The sequence below is a fragment of the Pseudomonas sp. M30-35 genome, from assembly GCF_002163625.1.
GTDB lineage: Bacteria > Pseudomonadota > Gammaproteobacteria > Pseudomonadales > Pseudomonadaceae > Aquipseudomonas.
Genome location: NZ_CP020892.1, coordinates 758716 through 780913, shown reverse-complemented (window position 1 = coordinate 780913; position 22198 = coordinate 758716). Strand labels below are relative to the sequence as shown.

Genomic DNA, 22198 nt, shown 5'->3' with positions numbered 1-22198 from the left:
TTATGGACCTTCGTAGCGGATGGCCCAACCAAACGTGCCTGTGTGGGTACCCCCCGTCGCGGAGTACCCATCTCGCTCAGCAGAGTTCTTCCTGTAAAACGGCAGGATCATCCATCTTTCGCCGCCAATTTGGATGATCTCACCCGGCGAATAGTTATCAACCCGTGTGTACCGCGCATTGAGTAAGTCGACTGTCAGGGTGATCTTTGATGAGGGCCTGAATTTATAACTGCGAATAGGTAACAGTACTGATTCACTATTCCAGTTATTTGGCAGAATGCCGATTAGTGGCACGGATGGGCTTATACCAACTGAGTTGCCTGATACAGTCTGAGCATTCCACCAACCCTGTGCATCCAGATCAGAATGCACCCAGTACTCGTTGGAATTGGCAGCAGCTAATGTCCGCCAAAATAATGCAGGGCAAATATATATCGATGAGGATACAGGGCCAGAATTTTTGTTAATTTGTGGGTTAGTGCTTGTTGCGGCAGGGCACGAAGCGGCCACCCACATACCAGTTCCAGGTAAGCCGCTCACAGTCGAACGCCCGAATGCACACCAAAGATGATAGTCAACGTTGTATCTGATGACGCAATAAACCTCATCGTCAAATACGAAAACACTATATGCAACTGGCCATGTAATCGCAGTCGCCCCTATCTGGCCCATGCGCACTACGCTGGGCGCATCTCCACCTGTAGCACTTGTCCGTCCTAGCAGCGTCAAATACCCGCTGACCATCTGCAGCCTCAAAAACATTACACCCTTACTCAACATCTCCGTGCCGCTATCCCAACCCCAGCCCTCTGCAACACATGCAGCCACCAGCGCCGCGCGCACCTCAGAAATATCATTCGCCGAACCACTGTAATAAGCCATTAGGCGTCCATCCTTAGTGCGTAGTAGTCAGTGAAACCATTGCGTGCCACGTCTTGGATCACGACGTAATCTATTTCATCGATCGTGAGTGTGTTTTCCACAGCATTGTTGAATCCAGTGATGTAGCTGATTCCATCCAGCGCCCCCCAAAGATTTGCGGTGTTGTCGTGCAGTTCGATCGGCAGAAGGTGATACACGCCACCGGTATCTCGAAGTTGAGTCGAGCCAGCTATTCGGGAGTTTCCCCATGGGTAGCAATAGGCATCAAGCCAACCGTCATTTGAACGCAGCCCTAGTCGTGCAGAGTTGCCCTTATAGCCGATGGTGTGGTTTTCACTGGTATCGCTGAATCGTGTCGCTGCGGCACCAGTCAACATTCCGCTACACACGACCGGATACGGGTATTGGCTTGGTCTGGCATAGGGTAAACACTTGCCCACATAGCAACTCTCATACACCGGCGTGCCCACCTTCATGGCCATGGCGATGCGCTGTGGGTTGAGCGTCAACCAGTAGTCGATACGGTTGTTGTGTGCAGGCACGCCGCTCAGGCGAGCGCCAGGCTGGGAATCAAAACTGTTACCAGGTACGTAACCTGTAAATACGCCAGCCAACAGGTTGTAGTAGTCGGCCGGTTCGCTTTGGTAGGTGCGAAACCCTACAAAGATCTCTTCCTCTCCGGTGTAGCCAGCACCCTTGAGAATTAGTTGGCGATTATCTGAAACAGTGTCATAGCGCAGTACTTCCCAGACTGCCCCTGCAGCACTGGCTGCACCCTGAGTGACAGGTATGCTGATCGTGGCGCCAACAGTGAAATCGGTACTGCCGTCGCTGATCAGGAATTTGATCAGGCCGTTTTCGTATGGGGTACCCACCACCGCATCGGCTTGGGCCCCGGATACCGAACCGACGACCGAGAATGTGCCTCCGTCTACGGCGTCGATCGTGCAGGTGATGGTCCAGGTCTCGGTAACGGCGCTGGGCGAAGCCTCAACACCCGAGATCGTGCCATTGCCGGTACCGGACCGAGTAATACTGCCAAGGTCACCAAAACCTCCGCAGAAGTGCCGCAGTTGCGCGAGCATGTTGTAGTGGGCCAGTTGGCCGTTGCTGTTGTCGACGAAGCCGATTTTATGAGGCATCAGTTGATTCCCAATATCTGCCGCACAGTGGCGGCGTTCTGTTCCATCTCGATGTAGAAGTGGTTTTTCCCTGACTTGCCCCATGCCATCGAGGCAATCTCGTCAGGGTTTTGCATCAGGTAGAGGTTCACGTCGTTTTTAAGGGTGGCGCCTGACTTGGCTGGGTCTGCCAATTTGCTGCCACTCATGGTTGGGGCGGGTAATGACGGTGCTGGCACACCAGCCAGACCGCCGGTGCTATGGCGAACGCGACCAGCCCAGTCGTCTAAAGCCACCATGCCGCGCGCGTTAATATCGTGCAGGACGGGTAGCATTCCGGGCTGGGTGACCACAGCTGCGCGGGTGACAAACTCATTATTTGAGAGTGCTGCGCGAATCGAGTCGGACGTGCCCGTACCAGGACCGGTGATATGTCCACCAGTTGCTGCAGCTACTGCAACCGATGCAGCAGTCGTCAATGCCGATGAGGCTGAGCTGGCAGCACCTGATGAAGCTATAGCCGCCGCCATGGCAGTGGCGGCAGATGCACCCGCCGCCGTGATACTTGCGGCCATGACTCCTGCTGCTGAGGCACCGGCAGCAGTAATCCCTGAACCCATTGCAGTAGCACCAACCGTTGACGCTGATGTGATAGCTGCAGCTGTGGCGGTTGCAGATGCTGTATCCGCGACCGCGTCAGTTGCTACCTCAGCACCAGACGTAAATAGGCCAGACAAACTATCTGTGGCCATCTTGGCAAGTTGCTGAGATGCGAGGTCAGCAAGCGCACTGCCAATGCTGGTGAGGAACGAGGTAGCCGCCTCCTGCAGGTTCATTGTGCCGTCGGCAAGACCTTTGAGCGCTCCCTGGATTCCGTTCTCGAAGCCTGCCTTCAGTGCATTACTGAACTCATTCGCGACTGTTTTAAGGTTGCCCAGGCGTACTTCGAGATCCTTGATGCGCTCGATCGCCGCTGGATCACCTGTGACAGCCGCCAGCTCGCGCATTTTCGGCAACAGTTTTTCAACCTCGGCAGCGGTTGACTTGTTCAGGTCGAGTATCTGCTGACGCGCACCCAGTTCACTGATCAGTCCAGCATCCTGCTGGGTATTGATCGTCTGTTCACGGCGAGACTGCTCGGCAAAAATTTGTTCGAGGCCCTGGTTGAGTTGGTCCAACTGGGCCTGCGCCTGTTCCACGTTGATCAAGCTGTTGACCAGATCAATGCCCGCCTGATCACCTCGGGCCTGCAACCGATCCATCAACTTGCTATAACGCTGCTCAATCTGAATAGCCGCAGCACCGGATTGATCGCCCTGGGCCTCCAGCAGGTCGGCACGCATGCTGCTTAACTGCTGGCTGTCTGCATCAACTTCACGTTGACGCTCTGCTGCATCAATTAATACCAGAGCCGCCTGAGCACGCGCCTGCATCGCTCCAGCCAAACCGCGCTCAGCCAGTTCGTACTGACGCACTTCAGCTGCGGTCATTCCAAGTTTTCTGGCTTGATCTTCCAGAGCCTGTACATAGTTCAGTTGCTGACGGGAGGCTTGCTCGGCGGTGCGCAATGCCGCCGCACTGGCACGTTCAGCTTCTTTTTGGGCTTGGGTGGCCTTGCGTTGCTCCGCAGTTGCTTTGCGCTTGGCTTCGGCTTCGGCATCATTCGCTGCTTTTTGCTGGTCTGCTGCTTCTGCCACCGAGAGTATGCGTTCAGCCTGCTCGCTGGTAGCAGCAATGCCTTGCTCCTGAATGAGCTGCTGAGCGCGTTGCACATTGGTGAGCTTAAGCAGACTCTGCAACTGACCCTCAGTGCTTTTAACAAACGCATCGGCCGCTTTAGCGCGCTCGCGTGATGCGGCAATACCTTCACGCTCTTTGGCCGCCGAGTCCGCTGTCTGTTTAGCCTGCTCGGCCTCCAGCGCTATTTTCCGCCGAATATCTTTCTCTTCAGCTGCAAAGCGCGCTTCTTGTGCAGGGTCTATGGATGGATTAACCCGGTCACCGCGCACACCGTACATGGCCGATTCGCGTTGCCGTTGAACACTCGCGAGCTGGTCTTCAAGTGTTTCCTTACGACCGACATCGAGCATGGCATCCCATGCCTCACCCGCAACATTCTTGATACCTTCCCAAGCGGACTCGATCAGTCCTAGGTGACCTGCGATATCTGCGGCGCGCCCTTGCATTGCATTGGCAAGCGACTCCATAGCCAATTGCGTCGCGCCGGCTGAGTCACCCTGTGCTTCAAGCGCGACGATCTGCTCATACACCGCCACGGTCAGATAGTTGTATTGCTCATTTAGCGCTGCCGATGCTTGAGCAGGCTCGTCAGCCAGGCGTTTGAACTCCTCGACAGTGGCACTCACTGCTTGGCCGACGCTGTTCTCCATCACCACCGCAGTGGTGCCGATCAAAAGGATCTGATCGGCTGTAAACTTACCCGCTGCCGTGACTTCCGCCAGTGCTGCAGCTGCCTGGCGCTGCGTACCTGACATACCATCGATCTGCTTGGCCATTTCCGCCAAGCTGTCAGCAGTCACGCCAGCTGAGTTTCCCGTCAGAGAAATGGCTTTTTCAAACTCGTAATTTTCTGCAGCACCCTGAACAAACGCTAGCGCAGTACCGCCCACTACAGCTGTGATACTGGCGATAGCCAACGTAAGGGGGTTGATAGAACTGATTAACGCACGACCGGCTTCAGCCCACCCACCGAACGAATCAATGATCTGTCCACCTTGCTGAGTGGCCACCAGCCAAACCGGCATACCGCTTGCCAAGCTAGTAGTAATGTCAGTGATCTGCGCCGGCAGTTGGCGCATCGCCTGCTCGTACTGGCCAGCGCTGATAGCACCGCTGTGCATCGCGTCTGAGGTTCCGCCCAGGCGTTTGCGTTGTTCCTGAAGCTTGTTATTGAACTCGGTGTAGGTGTCTAAATCGATCCGCCCACTGGAGCGAGCACTGCGCAGCTTTTGCTCCATGTTGTCCAGTTCGTCGAGCTTTCGAATAACTGGATCGATTTTCCCCAGCAGTTGCTGCAGCTCCTGGGCTTCTTGTTCAACTGACCCGGCAGCTTTTTTTGCTGCAGCAGCGGCATTGAGATCCGCTGCTGCTTTTTTTTCGGCAGCGCGCTCGCTGGCGATATAGGCATTCATTGCCTGAGTTTGTGCAGCAGCATTTTCTTGCCAACTGCTATTGGCTTCTTGGGTTGCAGCGGTCGAGCGCTGCAAACTATCGGTAACGCCTTGAGCTGCGGCTTGCTGCTGCAGGCTGGCATCCACCATCAAACGAATACGCGCAGCCTGTTGTGCGGCGGTTTCGCCTACCTGGTTAAGCTGTGAACTTGAGGCCGTGGCGGCATCACCAATTTCTCCAACGGACTGAGCCAGGCCCTCAAGCTCACGTTGACCTTGCTCAAGGTCAGTACGTAGGCGTAGCGCAAATTCGATATCACCACGATTGTTCATTGGCTGGCATCAGGCTGGTAGGGATGCCGTCATGTTCGCGCGCGCGTGATGCCAAGTAATTTTGACGAGGCAAAAATAAACCGCCCGAAGGCGGTTATGAGGTCAGGTCTTTGAGATGTTTATTGGCAGTTTCGCCGCCAGCGAAGGCATTGTTGGTATCAATCAACGCCTCGGCACGCTCCTGGCGGCGTGCCCTTAACTCAGCCTCGAACAACAACAGTATTTGGCGCTGCGTCATTCGCCCGATGGATTCGACGTCTCCGTAGCCGGCGCGGATGAGCTGGGCGTAGATATCTGCCCACCGCGACGTTTGGCCAGCTCGCGCTCGCCCAGTATCCGGTCGTGGACGCAGCGCCAGAAAAAAGGGCCGTTAGCGGTCCACCACTTCATCAACAGTGTGCGGCCTTCAATCTGGCTTTTCAGGCCTTTGAGTTCATCGACGGTCACGTCGGCAGAGATGGCCATCGCGCCCATCACAATGTCAGTGTGGCGACCAATCAGCACCAAAATCTCATCAAGTGATGGAGTTGTACCGGCCTGCGCAAGCTCATATAACCCATTGAGAAATGGCTGCAGTTCGGCTTGCAGCTGCAAGCCTTCAACAAACCCGTATTCGCGCACCATTACCTGGCGGCCATTAAGGTCGGCCGCCAGGTTGGGGTGCAGCACCTGCAGATCATCAGCACCTTCAACTGCTGCTGGCTCAGATGCCTTGATTACACCTCTCTTACGCCTGGCCATGGTCAGGCAAGCTCAACAAAGCGACCAAACTGGCCGAGGTCACCACTGGCTGGCTTGCTGGTGTCCAATAATGTGGTGAATGTAACTGGCGAACCGGCCAACTGGTTACCACTGGTGATCAAAGCCAACTGCTGCAACAGGCCTGCGCTGACCTTGTACAGCTCAACAAGAATTGGCGCTTCGTTTTCGGCCAAGTTGATGCCCTTGTATTTCAGCGCATAGTTCTTGCGGCTACCGGCTAACAAGGCAGCCTGCTTGGTGGCCCCATGAGAATACGCAGCTAACAGAGGTTCTGTCGGTGCTGGAGAGGTCGGCAGGGTCAGAATTTCGATATCACCAAACACATCGTAATCATAGTGGACGCCAAGCTCCAAAGTTGCAGGTGTTGGCGTCAGGCTGTCAGTGAGCACCAGGTCGCTGACGTTCATGTTATCGAGTGCAATAAGGTCACCGTCCGCCACCGGGTTGGGTAGCTCTTCACCGGTTACGGTACCGCCGATGGTCTCGCTCATTTTCGAGCGGGTGAAACGACCGACGTTGTCGACATCAAGCTGGTGCAAAGTTGCGCTCCAGGCCATGCCAAGTTCGCGGGAGAACTCCCGCACCAAGGCATTGGTGCCGCTGAAGGATTCTCGGTGTTGTACAGGCGTTTCACTGCCCTGACCGGACAATTCAGAAACATCGCCCAGCCAAACCCAAGGGCCAAGCGCGCCGCCGGCGAGGATCTCGGCGATCCACAATTTGCCTTGGCCGAAGTAATATTTCTCAGACATGGTGCACCTCGTTATTCAGCGGCCAGAGCGGCAGCATCCGTTGTGGTTGGGGTTGCGATCACACCTTTGCCGCGCAGAAAGTCGCGTTCGGGTGCGGTCACTTCAATGGTCTTACCCGCTGGCAATTTCTCGCCACGATGGGTGTGCGCCTTGAGCAGCTTTTCCTTAAATGTCTCGGCTTTGGCAGCAGGTTTAACGGCGATATCGGTTTGCTTGTTCACGGGTTGCCCCCTAGTACATGGGTGGTGTGGTAAACGTCGATCCAGAGCACGCGATCTTGATCACTGTCGAGCACTTGACCTTTGAGCCAGGTGCAATTTGACCAGTTGCCTGGTGTCCAGCCGATCAAGGCCTCACGTGCCTTGCCAGCGAAAATAATGGCATCATCTTTTGCCGCCTCGGCATGCGGGTCGCGGTAGTTACGAGTGCAAATCACCACACCAAACACGGCAGAGGCAGCTGCCTTGCGGCGCGGTTGTCCACCGTCGGCGGCAGGGTTGCTCTCAGCTGCCAGCACCACATAACAAGTGCCAGTGCGAAAGTCCTGCAGACCCTTGAGAGTGTGGTAAGCGGCGGCACCGTTAACCTCTTCGAACGCCGGCACTAGGTCACGCAGGCGTTGCTCAATCAGTGAGGTATCCAGCGGCGCATAACTCATCAGAAGTGTCTCCGGCTTGTGCGATCAAACACACTCGGTGCGGATTCAAACCGCACATCCAACTGATCCGGGTTGTTGGTCACAGGGTCTTCGGCACCCAGGCTGAACTCACCTTTGGCGATCAGCCCCAGGAACTTCATCGCATCTTTGTAGTTGCGCACGATTGGGTCGGAATCCTCTTTACCGCCGCGATCCTTGTGCAGCAGGTAACGGGCGATATCGCGGACCCAGCCGGTGACAAGCTTGGGTACAGGGCTCAGTGGTAGCGGATAACTGCGCCGTGCGAGATAACCATCAATAAGACTTTCTGCCTCGGTGACTGCATCTTGAATACGTTGCAAGGCATCATCCGCCACGACGACCTGGTCAACTGGCCAAGCACTGCGGTCGCCACCGCGCAGGGTGGCCTCCATGAGGTCAGTAGCGATCTGGCGTGCGTTATCAGGCGTGGCCACTTGGGCCAGCTCACGTGCACCAGGGCGTTCGGCCAGGTCGTCGGCGGTGATGTATTGCATGGTTATTGCGCTCCGGCTCGGCCGCTGAAGATGCCACGCTCAACCTTGAGATTGGGCTCGCCCTCCAGCTGCTCGATCTGCGCCTTGGTCAGGGCAGACAGTGCAATGGCAAAGCCCTCACGGGTAAAGCGAAAACCGCAACGACGAAAACCCTGCTCGGAAGTCGCGGTAATCCAAAGGCCTTCGATATCGCCGTCGTCGTCAAGAGCGTTGTCTGCACCTTCACCATCGGTGAGCGCGGCAGAAGCAGCTGCGTCGATGACGGACGTATTGGCGGTTTTATCGACGCTCAGTTCATTCAGCGCAGCCGCCAGCGGATCATCACCATCTGACACACCAGATGGGTACGGCAGCGGTTCGATACCAACCTTCTGCTCGATCTGCAAAATCAGTTGCTCTGGGGGCAACACATCGTACTGCTCGATCTCGACGAACTTACCGACCTCGCGCAACAACGGCTCGTTAAGTTCGGCGAGCGGCAACACATTCACATCGCCATCAATGATGGCCTCGATGTACTGCCCAGCACCCAGATCGCCAACAATGAGAACAGTCGGGGCATCCTGCCCCTTATCACCGGTCTCCTGACCAGTTGACGCTCCGCTCACGGTTTGTATGGAATCAGCGGCTGGCGAAGCCGCGCTATCTGTAGAACCCGCCGGCTGGGTGTCCAGCTGTTCGGCGGTAGCAGAGGCAGCCGCAGTGGCTGCCTTATCTGCTTTAGTTGCGGGCGCTTGAGCGCCCTTATTCGGTGTTTTACGTGGCATACATCACCCCCTTACAGCCACGGCGTGACGAGCACGTCCACAGCGTTGCGGTTGATGTTGGTAGCACCGTTGGCGCCACGTTCGGCCTTGACGATCTCAAGCGCTACATCGCGCAAGCTAGCCGGAACAACCAGAAGTTTGGGCTGGATGCCTAACTTTTTGCCGCGATCGCCAACCATGGATTGCATAGAGGCAAACGCATCATTGAAGGCCGCCGCATCAAGCGTTTCCTTCGAGCTGTGGGCAAGCTGCCAAAGGCCGTAACCCGCATTCAAACGTGCATCTACTCCGTAGACGTACTCTTTACGCATGAACACGTTGTCGTCCGTCTCTTTATCCATTGAGACGAAGTTGTAGTTTTTGCGCTTCTGCAGGATCACCGGCTTCATTACGCGACTGGTATCCAGCAGGTACCAAGGGGTACCTGTACCGCCCTGGAAGTTGCTCATGCTCACTTCATTGCCGTTTTTGTTCGTCACCGGGTGATCGGTGTCGAAGAAATACTGGCCGTCGTAGCACTTACTGGAAAAACCAGCGGAAATCAGGTCATAGATCAGCGTGGATGGGTGGTTGGCTGAGTCCTGGCCTAATTGGCCCATCAACGGAGTGAACACACCGTAGCTGTCATCTTCGATGCTCTCGCGACTGACGCCAACAGTGTTCTCGAACGATTTGTTCTTGATGCTGTAGTCGTGCAGAGCCAGATTCTGGATGACTCGATCGCCTAGCCACTCGCGAAATACAGTGCTGTTGCCCAGCCAGGCATATTGCTCGACTGAGTTGACCGAAGGCACTTCCATAGTAAAAGGCATGAAGTCCGGCTTAATGCCAGCGAATGCGTTCTGGAAAGAGGCTTTGTAGCCCGTGAACAGCATATTCAAGTTTGCGCGGTTAATGATCATCTGAGTCTTGCTCCTTAGATTTCGACCCAGACGCCAGCTTCATCCACATCGCGGATGATGCCGGCAACCGATCGGGTGCTGGTGGCAGAGGTTTTGGCAACCGTCTGGTCGTCGACGATGTAGGCATCAGCACCGATATCGGCACGGGTGATTTCGTCAGTGGTGGTGCTGTTGGCAAACGGGAACACGCCACGGCGGGTTTCGATACGCAGATCGCCAGCCACTCCGTCGCGGTTGTCTACTTGCTCTTGCGCCACGCCACGAGCTTTAAGCGCGTCAGAGAGCGCGCCCGGCACAGCATTGCCGGAAGCATTCAGACACACCAAAGAACCGGCATAAATACGTGTTGCGCCATCCACCGGGTCTGAGTGCTGCACGCCATCACGGCGCACGGTGTTTCGGTCTTTTGTAAGCGCAGTCATGGCTTATTGCTCCTCGGCTTTAGCGGCCTTGAACTGTTCAGCGGTCAGGCCCATGTGCGAGCACATTGCTTGCTCAGCTTGGGTGAGCCCGGTTTTTTCATCGGCAACCGGTGGTTTACCTTCGGTTTGGCTACGGGTCAGCGCCGCGATGGGTGCCGACTCATTCAGGTAAGCAGTCAGGGAGGCACGATTTTCTTTACCCAGTTCGCGTGCCCATTTCTCCATGCTCTTGTGCAAACGTCCGTCCCCAAGAGCGGCCTTGACCTGAATATCAAGGTCTTCCTCGTCGCGTTCGCCCAAGCGAGCGGTCAGTGCGGCGAGATCAGCCTGCAAACCGGCGACAGCAGATACCGGTACAAACTTAGAAGGGTCAACGCTGACAGCCGCCTTGGCCTTGAGGCCGGTGCAAGCTGCCACCATTGCTTCGCCATTGGCCTTGTCATCCAGGCCGAGGGCTTTGCGTAGGTTGGCGGTATGAGCAGAAAGCGCAGCGACTGCCTGCTCTTCAGTGGTGTTCTCGGCAAGGCCGAGGGCGGCGATCATCGCCAGCAGCAATGGGTTCACGGGGATTTCCTCTTCGGTTTCAATTTCAAGCCCGAACGAAGCGGCTGCACGGAGGCTGAGTTCCTCCATGTTGTCGATTGCTGGGTCGTTGGTGAGCGCCCCCATCTGCACGTCCAGCACTTCGCCGGTCGTGGGGTGATAGAGGAAGACTGGGGAGAAATAGAGATATTCCTCGTTGGCGATGTACTCAGCTGCACGCGCAGTGAGCTTTGCTTTTGCAAACAGGCCTTGGCCTTCACGCCAAGCCAACTCCTGAATCCAACCAGCAGCGGGTGCAGGCTGACCGTTCTTTTCTTTGAGAAGGGTCTGATGCTCGTAGTCCAGAACGCGCTTGTTTCGGCGGGCGCTGAACCTGGCAATCACCTTCTCAGCGACTGCGCTGTCGATGTACCAGGAGGCGACGTTAATCTCGCGACCATCGGACGGAGTGAAGTTGCCCGCAGGGGTCACCTGCAGCCAGATGGTGTTGTCGTCCGCCACCGCGCCCAGCGAGAAACTGCAGGCGGCGAGTGCAACGGCGAGAGGGAGACGTTTTCTGTTCATGTCGCCGAGGATGGCGAATGCGCGCGCGAGAGTAATTTTGCCGAGGCAAAAATAATCCGGGATGGGTTTAGGCGCTCAGCTGCAAATATCGTCTGCAGGGTTTGCAACAATGGCCACTTGGCGTGTTTATAAACGCCATCAGCACGTCGAACTGGGTTACATAGATATAAGGGCCGCGCCTATGGCCCTTAAAACGCCTCACAGGGCTGCTTTCAACTTTCGGCAGAATTGGGCATCAAGTAGCGCATGGCGATGCCAGCGATGGCGTAGTTGTCATCCTCACTGGTACCCAGCCAAGGGCGTGAAGGAATCTGAATGGTGTACGCACCCAGAGTAACCCACTGCGAAAAATTGCTTTTGCGCTTGCTGACAAACAGGTTGCCTACATCGCCTGTCTTTCTGTCCTGACGAAAATAGGCCTGCTGGCTGCGCGCAGCAATGTCGATGCTGCCGCCAAAGTGCTGTATTGCGCCGTAGATACGGTTAGTACCAAACACCAGGTCGTTATCGCCTACCTGGTAGCGCAATGTATTTTTCAGAAAGCCATCGAGCGTGAGGATCTTGTCGCGGTTTTTCTTCTTGCGTTTGAGGTATGCCGGCGAGAGTGCCTGCCAGGGTGTGCCATCTGGCGAGCTTTGACTGGCAAAGCGTCGATCGTGGGCAATCAACAAGTACTCACCGATATTGCGCAGCATCGGCTTGGGATCAGCAACAGCAGCTGCGGCCTCGTTGATGATGGCCAGCGCCCCTGTGGCGTCAAACTCTAGAGTGGCGCCGGCCATGCTCAGTCCTCACGCCGATATAAGCGCACGCCCTGGCGCAACAGTTGGGTGATGGTTGGACTATCAGCCTCGATAGCCCAGCTCCAGGCATTACCAGCCAGCTCAACTACCACCAACTGAGTCAACTGCTCACCCAGGTTGAAGCGGCCCAAGTAACGGCGCAGCACCTGCGATTTCTGCAACTGGTTGGAGTACTCCAGGCGCGTCCATACCTCATCAGGCTGTAATAGCGTTTCAGCCAGTAACGGCAGCATCTCGCCTTTGTCCTGCAACACCAGCGGGCCAGACGGTTGAGCAAACATTGTGGGGCCGACTGTGATGCGTTCGCCAAGCACGTCAGTGACTAGCTCAGCCGCATCGAGTTGGGCGCCGAACGCATCGAGTGCCCGGCGGGCATACTCGGCATCGCTCATACCTGCAGGTGGCAAGCTAGCAGGATCGATCGCCTTGGGCTCCGGCAGTGAGTCAGGAGCCAGTCGGTTGGGCAGCCCTGGCGTGGCTGAAGCGATCAGCTCTTCACCTGCTCGCGGTACCGGCACCTGGCTTTCCAAGCGCGAGCGGCCAGGAACATACTCGAAGCCTGGATCAATACCCTGTGGAACCTGAACCGTGCGCGGCCCCTGCTGGCTACGCTGGCCGATTGTGCGCTGCTCCCAAACGATCGCCGGGGCGGTGTCTGGGCCGGTTTTACCCATGCGCACCAGATCGTCATAGCTCAGTGCCCGCACGCTACACTGGCAGCCCCAGGCGTTAATCGGGAAATGGTGCTGCCACCATGGATCATCCCAGCGCAGCACCATGCCGTTCCAGGCTTCGTGCTCCGGGCGCGGGTGCTCAACAGCGTCACTGTGCAAGTACTGCCAATAGGGACGCTCCTCGCGCACTGCCATCAGCTGCTCATAACGACCTGCCATGTAGCTACTGCGCATGTTGGTTTCGTAGATAACCCGCGAGCGCCAGTTGCGGCCTCCGTTGTAGCTCCAGCCGTGCTTGGCGACGATGCGGTCGAAGTCCTTGCGAAACTGCTCTAGGGTGGTACCGCCCTCGATGGCCCGCTGCACAGCTTGATGAAAATCAGCCACCAGGTCGTCACGATTCGCACCGGCCACCACAAACGCAAAGTCATGCTCACGACCGTATACATCAGTCCAACCATTGGTGGGCAGATTGAGTTTGCGCCGCAGAAACTCGTTCTGCTCACGGAACGGCAACGAGGTCGCACTAACGGCCACCAGCGGCCTCCTGCATGATCTCGTAACGGCCCTGCAGGGCAGCAGCAGCCAGCGCCTGTGCCATGGCCTCGGCGTACTGTTCGATGCTCATATCCGGCAGCAGCTCGGCCAGGCCATCGCGTATCTGCTCCAGACTTTCGGATTGCTCGACCAGTTGGCGTATACGGCTGATCCACTGGTCTGTGAGTGGCTGCAGATCATCGTCCAGGCGATCAGCTGCAGTGCGGGCTGCTTGTTGTGCAGTGGCCACCGCACGGCCTGCAGGTGGTTCGTCGGGGACTGGCCGCGCGACGGGTGCAGCAGTCTGCAGGATCTCCTCACCCTCGGCAGGTTCGGGGATGGCCACCTTCTCTTGAGCCCACTGGCGCGGGATCTTGAAACCCATCTTGACCAGCCCCGGAAGTGAAGCGGCATAGGCTTTCAGATCCTCGGGCTCTTGAGTTTGGAACACTAGCCTTGGGCAGCGCTTCCAGCTATCGGCTAGGCCATTGAGCACCGCGATTGGATAGATCAGGTCACGGCTGATGGTCGCGGCCAACTGTTTGGCATCTGAGTCCCGAAGGTCAAGACGTACTTCGTTGTGTACGTTACCCAGGGCGTTGGTGTTGGTGCCGTCGCCGGTACCGCTGGTGAGCGTGCCGCCCAAAATCGCCTTGCTCTGAGTGCGTTCGCACCAGTCGATCATCAGTTTGAACGCGGCCGGGTCGCCCTCGGCTGCGTTGAGAAATTCCATCTCCATGCCGATAGGGATGATGCCAGCGGCGCTGTGGCCGAGCTGGGCCAAGGCACGCAGCAGAGTGAGTTTCTCTTTCTCAGTGGCGCCGCCTGGGTATTTGCCCACGCGCATCGGGATACCGTAGATCTCTAGGAACTCAGCTAGATCGCCCACGCTGTAGTTCTTGAACAGGTATGGCCACACCAGCACGCGGAACAGCGCAGAGCGTTCCAGATAGCCGCTTTTGGCTTTGTGAATGTGGGTGATCCAGCCGAACGGCTGCAGGGCCTCACCGCCACTGGCACCACGCAGACGGATCTCCTGGCGGGTGCCGCGCACCAGTTGGAACCAGGTTTGCGGGCGATAATCGATGGCCCTGGGCAGCCAGTCACCATCTACCCGGTGCCAGCCATCAAACTCCAGACACGCAAAACCTTTGCCGATGGCATCGGTGACGTCGAACAGCATCAGCTCAAAATCATCAAGCCCCGCCAACATCGCCTGCAGCGCAGCGGTCGCAGCCTTCTCTTTGGCGGTGGGTTTATCCGGTGGAACGATCTGCCAATCGAGTTGAGACACCGCGCGGCGGCGCTTGTCCATCTCGGCAAAGACGTGCCCATCTTTCTCCTCAATGTCTTCAAACAGCTCGTACTGCGCCACCACATCACCATGCTCCGCGGCGTCGAGGATCTGCGCCAGCTTGCTCGGCGTCAGGCCACGCGAGGGGTGGTTGCCCACCTCGTGGTGCAGGCTGGTCAGGTGTGCGGTCTGCGCCGCCCGAATCTCAGCCATCTGAATCGGCTGGCCATCTGGCCCAAGAATGCGGGATGTAGTCACCATGCGGAAGGCTCCGGTAATTCGATGTCGTTGTCGTCAGGGTCTGTGTTATCGAAGCCCCGGCTGTGACGCGGCACGGCGGTAAACTCAATGGCACCGCCCTCCATGAATGAAGCGCGCACGGCCATCACCAGTGACACAGCACTGTCGCCGTGGCGCTTGGCCTTGCTGTCTTGTGATTGCAGATCCTTGGTGCGGCCTTTGTCGATTACCGGCACACCCTTATCGACCTTGATCGACAGCAGGTCATCGAGGCGCGTTTGATGACGGGCGATCTCCAGGTTGAAAGCCTCAAGCTCGCCTTTGAGTTTGGGCATCCAGAGCGCATACCAGGCCAAGTTCAGTTGCACCTGGTCGACCAAGCCCGCGCCGTAACGCAAAGCAGCTTGCTCGGCCAAATATCCGCCATTACCTGTGGCGTCGAACGCCAGACCACTAAGGCGCGGCAGGCGATCGCAGATAAAGAACATGATCTGCCGCTGAGCTTCGTAGGTAAGGTTGCGCAGCTCAACTTCAAAGGGCACACGCTTGCGCAACATCGGGTTGATCTGCAGTGGCGTGAACACTGTCAGGTCGCCACGGCGGGCAAAGTCTTCGCCGAAGGTATGGCGGTTGCGTGGGTTAAGTCGGGCCAGTTCGGGGGCTAGGTTCTCCTCGCACCATGCCTTAACTTCAGCCTCACGCATCTCAGGCGTCCACTGCTCGAATCCTTCCGGGGCTTCGTAGCGGTAAATGCGGATTGAGTGATCGAGCACCATCGCCTGTTCAATAAGCACGCGCGAGAGATAAGCACCGCCTGATTTCTTCGGCACACAGCCATATTCCTCATCGGCGCTTTCGATGTTCGGAGCGTTCTTATAGAGCTTATCGCGCCACTCTTTCTCAGCCTCGGGTGACCAATCCTGTCCGGTGACATAGCAGATGCGCTTGTACAGCCCTTGGGCAATCGCCTCGTCAAGCGTGATGCGGTGAATGCTGTAGTCCTTGCGCCCCTCGCGAGCGTCTTGGATGTAACTGTTGAAAGCGTTGTCGACGCTGTTGTGGGTGCTTATCAACCGAACCTTATTGCCCCACATGGTGAGTGCTAGAGCCGCCTTAAGCAGCTCTTCCAAGGATTCATGGAATGCCGCTTCGTCGATCACCACGTCGCCCTGCAGACCGCGCAAGTTACTTGGTCGAGAACTAAGTGCCTGGATCTTAAAACCGCTTTTCGGGAAGCGGATCATGTAGGCCAGGATCTCTTCCTTCTTGCCGTCATCCCAGAAGGTTTGCTCGTAAACATCGGCCTGAGCAAGCTCGTTGAACGCCTTGGCGAACAGCGCGCAAGCGGCGATGTACTCAAGCGCCATCTCTTGCTTACTGCCCACATAGAACGTGTTGCAGCCGCCACGGCGGCGAGGCTTGGCGCCATTGATCACGTTGCGACCGGCCTCGGCCCAAGTCAGTCCGGTCCGTCGACTTTTCTCGGCAATCATGATCTGGCTGGTGTCATCGAACCAACGCTGCTGGTACGGCAGAAACACCGCTTCGCCACCAGGGATAGCGTCTTCCATGTCTTGCGGCACTACTACGCCATGCAGTTCCATTTCGGCGGCGAGGTCGATTTTACGGGGTGCACTTAGCGCTTTGAGTGGCTTGGCCTCTGTCTGTGTCATCAGGCTTTCCCCATCAGTACGCGACGAATGCGATCTTCAAGCTGCTCGCTCATACCGTCGCTGCCACGCATTTCTTCCAGGCGCTCTTCCTGCTCTTTGATGAGCCGTTCGCGTGCCTCTTTGGCAACCACTTGGCGTTCTTTCAGGCTCAGCGCTCGGGTTTCTTGGGCATATTTGGCTGCACGGGCAAGGTCGAGCACGTCACCAATTTCAGTTTTATCCTCTGCCAATGCATCGTGAGATGCCCGTGTGGCGAGGGTTGTCACTGCTTGGGCCAGAAGCGCACCGCTCTTGTCGTCGAAGTTTTCGCCCAGCTCAGCGACCAGCGCCTCACTCGCAACCTGAATCTCGCGATGGCTACGCATGATCTCGGAAAACCCCTGCCTGTAACGATGCAGTGCCGTGCGGCTTGGCGTTACTTCCTCAGGGAAGCGCTCTCCCAGTACCTCTTTCATCTCGTCGAGCGTCAGCCGGTTATCCCTCAACATACGGTGGATAACTTCTCGAACCTCATCACGCGCTTTGTCGATGCTGCTCTTGCGTGCCATATTCAAGGCCTCGGCTTACTGACACCCGGCACCGAGGAGCGACCAGCCGCTACATCAGCACCGCGTTCAATCAAAGTGACCACGAGTACAGAGCCAATATCCTCAACCTTCACAAGGCCCTGGTCGCCAAGCCATACCAGTTCAGTCTTCACTTGGTCGCGGCTCGGATGGTGGCCGAACTCACCAAGCAGACTGGCGATCACGGATGAGTTAGCGCGGTACTGCGGCACCTCAGAGAGGATGCGCAACATAACCAGGCGTTGGTCCTGGCGCAGGAAATCAGAAAAGGGAGTGCTCATTGGGGCCTCGCGTTTAGCAGGTAGTCATTAATCCGATCCAGCGCTCTGGCCAAAGGGGCCAGTTCACGAGCTACCCCCGCAAGCTCAGCCTTAACAGCCTTCATATCACCGGCTAACTCGGACATTTGTTTGGCATCCGGCAGATGCAGTAACTGCTGTTCAACAGTGACGATACGGGTGTGATGATTGTTCAGGCGCTTATCCAGCGCCTGGGCTTCGGCGGTAGATGCCGAACGGCGCGAGGCCATTACGGTGTAAAGGCCGACCCCTACCGTGAAAATGAACTGACCAACCCTGGTCACGAAGTCCCAATCCATCAGCGCTGCTCCTGCAGGTAATTCACCAGGTCAACCAACCGGCCGGCACACAGACCGTACTGGTCATAGAGTTCTTTCAAAGCCACAGCGGCTGCATCGGCGCTGTTGCTGGCCTGTTCAACGGGCGGCGGGCACTGTGCTGCGTACTCCGCTGGCAGCGGCCTCGGCGGCTCGATGCCGCGCGGTGTCGAGCTGCTGCATGACGCTAGCGTCAAACACACAGCCAGCGCGCTGAGGCGCAGTAAATGCGAGCGCATCACGGATCTCCTTTGTTGTATTGGCGTCCGCCTGTTTGCGAGCGCTGATGGTCTTGCCTAGCTCTTGGCTAGCGGTGTTGGCCGCTACTGTGAGACTCACCGTGCTGTCGATCACGGCCTGCAGCGCACCCAACTGGGCGGCTTGGCAACTGTCTTTCGCAGCACTTGTGCCCTCGGCATACCCCAGGTCGTAGGCATTGCTCGCACCGAGTTGGTACACAACAAACAACACAACACCTAGACCCGTGATGGCACATAACGACAACACGATACGATTGATCATTGCTGACACCGGCGGCGCTTGTACTTGCGCGCAGCGCGCTTAGCTTTAAGCACACCTGTTTTCCCATGGCGAGGGCGCGGAATTGGGGAGCAATACAGCTCAGGTTGGGCTAGCCAGTTACGAGTTGCGGCAGAAACACTGAGTGCAGATGCCAAACCCAAAGCCAAACAACTAAGGCGTAAGCGGATCATAGGGAGTACCTCTCAGAGCAAACGCCAGAGCCCCAACCGGCAGCCACATACATCGGCTCCCAGCGCAGAAGAATCACGCGCGGGTAATGGCGGTTTTCACGGAAGTTGCCAGTCGAACGGCCCGCATTGTGCCGCTCGACAGAATCAAACCAGACCAGCTGATCTGCGCCTTTTGCCGATGCCAGTTTCCGGTCGCGAATCACCCAACCCAATCCGCCGTTATAGGCAGATAGGACAAACGCCCAGCGATCACACTCACTGGCGGCGGTCTGGTTTCGTGCATACAGCCAACGGTCATATACAACCATGGCCCGTAACGCCCAGCCGGGATTGAAAGGTTGGTTGGCGCCCAGGGTTTTGGGGTACAACTCAGCCATCCACGCACTGGTACCGGGCATAAATTGCGCTAACCCCTGAGCCCCAACGGGTGATCGAGCATTGGCCCGCCAGGCGCTCTCTTGATGTACTTGAGCTGCAAGTGTGGCAATAGGCGCATCAAGCCCCCATTCAGCATGTGCAGCACGTACCAAGGTGCGACGATATTGCTCAGCTTCACGGGGGATAGTGTCGGCGTAGGCCGGTTGGCAGCTCACAACCAGCAGGGCCAAGCCCAAGAGCAGCCAGCCCAGTGAGCTACTGACCACCGACTCCAGGAAGCACAAAATGACAGTGCGCATGACTAAAGCCCCAGCGTCATGCCGAGGACGCACGCCAGCACAATCAGTGCTCGACGCAACCAGGCTCCCACGATGTGGATGCCACCAATGCATTGGTGCGGGCGATCTTGGACATAGGGAAACAACGAACGGTCAATCCAGTAGCCGATCACCGCTGCGAGCGTAACCAAAAGGGATTTGTACAGAATCACTTGCAACTGCTCAGGGCGGACAAACGCCAGCAGCAGCAATAAACAAAGAGTGATGATCGTCCACAGCGTCATACGCGGCAGGCGGGAACGAGGCGTGCAGGAATTAGACATGAAACTCTCCGCGTGTGAGGTGGCCATCCTTGGCCGGCTGATGGTCAGGCCTGTTTAAGCAGGCACTGCAATCATCGCCTCACGCGCACGCGGAGTAATTTTGACGGGGCAAAAATACGAATCAGAGATCAGGTGGCAGGATTGATCTCGCTGGTCATCAATCCGACGAGATCATCACAAACACACCAGGAGCATGGCTATGTAACCGTTATCGAAAGACTCATTCCCAAAATGAAAAAAGGCACCTGAGTTAGGTGCCTTTTTAATGAATCTGTTTTATGGGCTTAAGACAACGTCGCGACTCTCTCCTCCATTAACGGTCACAGCATGCATCAATGAGCCGCCCTGAGCTGTGTTTCCAACCTGCCAGGTGATGTTTCCTATCAAGTAAAAACGCCCGTCAGCCGCGTTGGGGAAAACGAACTTACCTTGTGCGTCACAAACAGTTTGTCGTGTGTGCTGGAGATACCCTGGTTCGTCAGGTGTGAACTTTACTTGCCGGTAAACGTTGTTGTAGCCACGCTCTGTGTTGCCATAAATCGCACGAATACGTTCAACCGCATAACTTGTGTGAGGGATTAACAGAATTGGTAAGCCTGCACAGGTAACGACTCCGCCGCCGTTTTGACGAATTAGCGCACTACCAGAAATGATGTTAACGCCAGGCTGAGTAAGCCTGCGTGCTTCGTCCGCGTTAAAACTTGTTGTTAGCTGTACCGGCTTGGTGGTTGCACATCCAACAAGTACAACACCAGCCAAGCCAAGTAATACACAGCCTCTAAAAATCGACTTGTTCATGTTCCCATCCTTTCGCTTGTGCTGACATGACTGCTGCTACAGCCTTAACGTCGACGCCGTAACTCAGCTTCAATAGCGTCGATGTAGGTCTGGCTATCCTGCATCAATCTCCCTTCAATCCGACGGACCCGCATCATCCAAGTCGTCAGTATGGCCATCAGGATAATTAAGGGCGCCATCACGTATGGCAACTTAGTCTGAGAGAGGGTGAACAACCAACCGCTCAGTAAACCAATCGCCATAAATACAAGTCCAACAATTAGAAGAATACAGGGCGCGTTCAACCAGTACCCCCGCCATCCGCTCCACCACTGAGCTTTCCAGTGCACTAGTTCAGAACGCAATTCAGAAGCACTCAAATCTGCCCAAGAACGCTGCTTTTCTTGGGGGCTAAACACAATTTGCGTGCCGCCTAGCGAGATGTTGCCAGAGTTGTTGCCACCAACCGTAATTGAGAGCGAATGCTCTTTTCCGTCTTTGGGTAAGGCTTCAATTTCCTTAGCCAACTGTCCGGCGAACGTCATCAGATCATCGTCCTTCATTCCCAATCCTTATGCGCAGAGCGCTACCTGTTCACTACCAACTTCAAAGTTCGTTCTAGTTTGTCGTCGTCAACGCTGTCTTCTTTAGCTAGAAACTTGTAAACGTCAACCGCAGCTAGCATCAGTTGCTCGCTCTGCCAACGCTTGCCAGCAGCCTTGGCAGTTTTCGCTAGCATAGTCACGATGCGGCGCATCATTACTTCATCAATTTCAGTCAGCCCAAGTTCATCCGTACCCGAACTGGTAGCGCCGGTCATGTTTTGTGAGCGCTGACCTGTTACCACATAAAGCACATCCAGCCCATAAGCAGCCCAAGCAGCCAGAGCAATCGCATTCGGCGCGGCTGCCCCTTTCTCCCAGTTGATCTGCGCATGCTTGGACGCCCCAGCCAGTGCAGCAAAGTCGGTCTGACTGAAACCCATGCGCTCTCTCTCAGCCTTAAGTCGCGCGCCAAGGTTCATAAATATCTACCAATTGCTTGACTGGTAGATATTTCTCTACCATTATCAGCTCTACAAACACCAAACATTATTAAAACCCTTCAAACATTAGCCGAGGAGCCACCGCCATGGCCGCCCAGCAAAAACCCAAAACCGCAGAGCAGGTGAAAGAGAGCTTTTTGCGCTCTGGTACCACCGTCATTCAGTGGGCCGATCAGCATGGTTTCCCGCCAAACGCGGTTTACCAAGTGCTCAACGGCTTCTCTAAAGGCCGTTACGGCCAAGCCCATGACATTGCTGTCGCACTGGGCATGAAGCACTCCGAACTTGCCGTTGCCTGAGGCCCACACCATGCCTAACCAACCACAAATGCCGATCGAAGAAATCGAACTCCTCCCACACCCCCTGGATGCTTGGCGAGCAGCGCTCAATGCGCTGATCGCCGTTGCTCCTGGCGTTACTGCTGATGTTGCCTGGCACCTCAAAGACGCCAGTGAAAAAATCATGATCTGTCGTGACTTCACCGCTGCCAGTCAAGGCGAGGCGAAGCTGATCGACCGGCTGATGCTATTAAGTGCCGCCAAGACTTTCGGAGGGCAACTCGATACACAAAAGACGCCCCGCAATGAACTTGGTTTTACTCATCTCGCCTCGTTGATTGGTATTGATCTATCTGCAGCCGCCGTTCGCGAGCGTCAGACAGATCTGCAATCAGGCTCTGCATCATCCCATGAGCATGCTGCTCGAACGGAGCACCTTGCCAGTTCGTGCTCAGCATCGAGCGCTCAAGTACTTCCGGGTCAGCCACTTCCTGAATCTCAACCTGCGCAGCCAAATAAAGCCACGCCCGACTCAGAGCATGGATCTGCCCCTCAATCTGCAACAAACGAATCTCTTGATCGCCCATCGGATGAATCCCCATGCCAGTGAATGTACCTCAACAGGCTGGCTTATTGGTAACACTGTTGCCA

28 protein-coding genes are annotated in these 22198 nt (G+C 56.3%); 2 read left to right on the top strand and 26 right to left on the bottom strand.

Going from position 1 to position 22198, the window contains the following annotated elements:
- The 26 genes from B9K09_RS03605 to B9K09_RS22915 form a co-directional block, all read right to left on the bottom strand.
- Positions 1-882 (bottom strand): hypothetical protein, encoded by an 882-nt coding sequence (locus tag B9K09_RS03605; protein WP_087515541.1) that lies wholly within the window; start codon positions 880-882, stop codon positions 1-3.
- Complete coding sequence (locus B9K09_RS03600) at positions 882-2024, bottom strand: hypothetical protein (protein ID WP_256574219.1); 1143 nt, start codon at positions 2022-2024, stop codon at positions 882-884. The genes B9K09_RS03605 and B9K09_RS03600 overlap by 1 nt, the downstream gene beginning before the upstream one ends.
- On the bottom strand, positions 2024-5467 hold the full coding sequence (locus tag B9K09_RS03595; protein WP_087515540.1) for a phage tail length tape measure family protein: 3444 nt from the start codon (positions 5465-5467) through the stop codon (positions 2024-2026). The genes B9K09_RS03600 and B9K09_RS03595 overlap by 1 nt, the downstream gene beginning before the upstream one ends.
- 94 nt (positions 5468-5561) lie before the next feature.
- The gene (locus tag B9K09_RS22650; protein ID WP_177408613.1) at positions 5562-5705 is read right to left on the bottom strand and encodes a hypothetical protein; all 144 of its coding nucleotides are present in this window, start codon (positions 5703-5705) and stop codon (positions 5562-5564) included.
- Positions 5702-6208, bottom strand: a complete 507-nt coding sequence (locus tag B9K09_RS03590) for a DUF6631 family protein (protein ID WP_087515539.1) — start codon at positions 6206-6208, stop codon at positions 5702-5704. Before B9K09_RS03590 ends, B9K09_RS22650 begins: the two co-directional genes overlap by 4 nt.
- 2 nt (positions 6209-6210) lie before the next feature.
- Positions 6211-6981 carry a hypothetical protein gene (locus tag B9K09_RS03585; RefSeq protein ID WP_087515538.1) on the bottom strand — a complete coding sequence of 257 codons (771 nt, stop codon included), beginning with the start codon at positions 6979-6981 and terminating at the stop codon, positions 6211-6213.
- Between the two features lie 11 nt (positions 6982-6992).
- Positions 6993-7202, bottom strand: coding sequence for a hypothetical protein (locus B9K09_RS03580; protein ID WP_087515537.1), 210 nt, complete (start codon positions 7200-7202; stop codon positions 6993-6995).
- Positions 7199-7639 carry a hypothetical protein gene (locus B9K09_RS03575; protein WP_087515536.1) on the bottom strand — a complete coding sequence of 147 codons (441 nt, stop codon included), beginning with the start codon at positions 7637-7639 and terminating at the stop codon, positions 7199-7201. The genes B9K09_RS03580 and B9K09_RS03575 overlap by 4 nt, the downstream gene beginning before the upstream one ends.
- Positions 7639-8154 (bottom strand): gp436 family protein, encoded by a 516-nt coding sequence (locus B9K09_RS03570; RefSeq protein WP_087515535.1) that lies wholly within the window; start codon positions 8152-8154, stop codon positions 7639-7641. Before B9K09_RS03570 ends, B9K09_RS03575 begins: the two co-directional genes overlap by 1 nt.
- 2 nt (positions 8155-8156) lie before the next feature.
- Positions 8157-8921, bottom strand: a complete 765-nt coding sequence (locus B9K09_RS03565) for an HI1506-related protein (protein WP_087515534.1) — start codon at positions 8919-8921, stop codon at positions 8157-8159.
- 11 nt (positions 8922-8932) lie between these two features.
- Positions 8933-9823: a Mu-like prophage major head subunit gpT family protein gene (locus B9K09_RS03560; protein WP_087515533.1), complete on the bottom strand. Its 891-nt coding sequence runs from the start codon at positions 9821-9823 to the stop codon at positions 8933-8935.
- Between the two features lie 14 nt (positions 9824-9837).
- Positions 9838-10245: a hypothetical protein gene (locus tag B9K09_RS03555; protein ID WP_087515532.1), complete on the bottom strand. Its 408-nt coding sequence runs from the start codon at positions 10243-10245 to the stop codon at positions 9838-9840.
- Between the two features lie 3 nt (positions 10246-10248).
- Positions 10249-11352 (bottom strand): phage protease, encoded by a 1104-nt coding sequence (locus tag B9K09_RS03550; RefSeq protein WP_087515531.1) that lies wholly within the window; start codon positions 11350-11352, stop codon positions 10249-10251.
- 212 nt (positions 11353-11564) lie between these two features.
- On the bottom strand, positions 11565-12134 hold the full coding sequence (locus B9K09_RS03545; protein WP_087515530.1) for a phage virion morphogenesis protein: 570 nt from the start codon (positions 12132-12134) through the stop codon (positions 11565-11567).
- Between the two features lie 2 nt (positions 12135-12136).
- A complete protein-coding gene (locus B9K09_RS03540; protein WP_087515529.1) occupies positions 12137-13366 on the bottom strand; it encodes a PBECR2 nuclease fold domain-containing protein in 1230 nt (409 codons plus the stop codon).
- Positions 13356-14921 (bottom strand): DUF935 domain-containing protein, encoded by a 1566-nt coding sequence (locus B9K09_RS03535; protein WP_087515528.1) that lies wholly within the window; start codon positions 14919-14921, stop codon positions 13356-13358. Before B9K09_RS03535 ends, B9K09_RS03540 begins: the two co-directional genes overlap by 11 nt.
- Positions 14915-16573: a terminase large subunit domain-containing protein gene (locus B9K09_RS03530; RefSeq protein WP_087515527.1), complete on the bottom strand. Its 1659-nt coding sequence runs from the start codon at positions 16571-16573 to the stop codon at positions 14915-14917. Before B9K09_RS03530 ends, B9K09_RS03535 begins: the two co-directional genes overlap by 7 nt.
- A complete protein-coding gene (locus B9K09_RS03525) occupies positions 16573-17121 on the bottom strand; it encodes a phage protein Gp27 family protein (RefSeq protein ID WP_087515526.1) in 549 nt (182 codons plus the stop codon). Before B9K09_RS03525 ends, B9K09_RS03530 begins: the two co-directional genes overlap by 1 nt.
- A 2-nt stretch (positions 17122-17123) precedes the next feature.
- Entirely contained in the window at positions 17124-17420 is a 297-nt protein-coding gene (locus B9K09_RS03520) for a hypothetical protein (RefSeq protein ID WP_087515525.1), read from the bottom strand.
- Complete coding sequence (locus B9K09_RS03515) at positions 17417-17737, bottom strand: DUF2730 family protein (protein WP_087515524.1); 321 nt, start codon at positions 17735-17737, stop codon at positions 17417-17419. Before B9K09_RS03515 ends, B9K09_RS03520 begins: the two co-directional genes overlap by 4 nt.
- Before the next feature lie 117 nt (positions 17738-17854).
- Positions 17855-18277 carry a hypothetical protein gene (locus B9K09_RS03510; protein ID WP_087515523.1) on the bottom strand — a complete coding sequence of 141 codons (423 nt, stop codon included), beginning with the start codon at positions 18275-18277 and terminating at the stop codon, positions 17855-17857.
- Between the two features lie 187 nt (positions 18278-18464).
- Positions 18465-19145 carry a transglycosylase SLT domain-containing protein gene (locus B9K09_RS03505; protein ID WP_087515522.1) on the bottom strand — a complete coding sequence of 227 codons (681 nt, stop codon included), beginning with the start codon at positions 19143-19145 and terminating at the stop codon, positions 18465-18467.
- A gap of 2 nt (positions 19146-19147) precedes the next feature.
- Positions 19148-19447 (bottom strand): putative holin, encoded by a 300-nt coding sequence (locus B9K09_RS03500; protein WP_256574217.1) that lies wholly within the window; start codon positions 19445-19447, stop codon positions 19148-19150.
- Between the two features lie 276 nt (positions 19448-19723).
- Positions 19724-20245, bottom strand: a complete 522-nt coding sequence (locus tag B9K09_RS03495) for a hypothetical protein (RefSeq protein WP_087515521.1) — start codon at positions 20243-20245, stop codon at positions 19724-19726.
- 44 nt (positions 20246-20289) lie between these two features.
- Positions 20290-20787: a hypothetical protein gene (locus B9K09_RS03490; protein WP_087515520.1), complete on the bottom strand. Its 498-nt coding sequence runs from the start codon at positions 20785-20787 to the stop codon at positions 20290-20292.
- 23 nt (positions 20788-20810) lie between these two features.
- Positions 20811-21209, bottom strand: a complete 399-nt coding sequence (locus tag B9K09_RS22915; RefSeq protein ID WP_087515519.1) for a hypothetical protein — start codon at positions 21207-21209, stop codon at positions 20811-20813.
- A 146-nt stretch (positions 21210-21355) separates the two neighbouring features.
- Here B9K09_RS22915 and B9K09_RS03480 point away from each other — a divergent pair, with 146 nt between their 5' ends.
- Positions 21356-21568, top strand: a complete 213-nt coding sequence (locus B9K09_RS03480; RefSeq protein ID WP_087515518.1) for a DNA-binding protein — start codon at positions 21356-21358, stop codon at positions 21566-21568.
- A gap of 28 nt (positions 21569-21596) precedes the next feature.
- The gene (locus tag B9K09_RS03475; protein WP_157699320.1) at positions 21597-22157 is read left to right on the top strand and encodes a hypothetical protein; all 561 of its coding nucleotides are present in this window, start codon (positions 21597-21599) and stop codon (positions 22155-22157) included.
- Positions 22158-22198 lie beyond the last annotated feature (41 nt).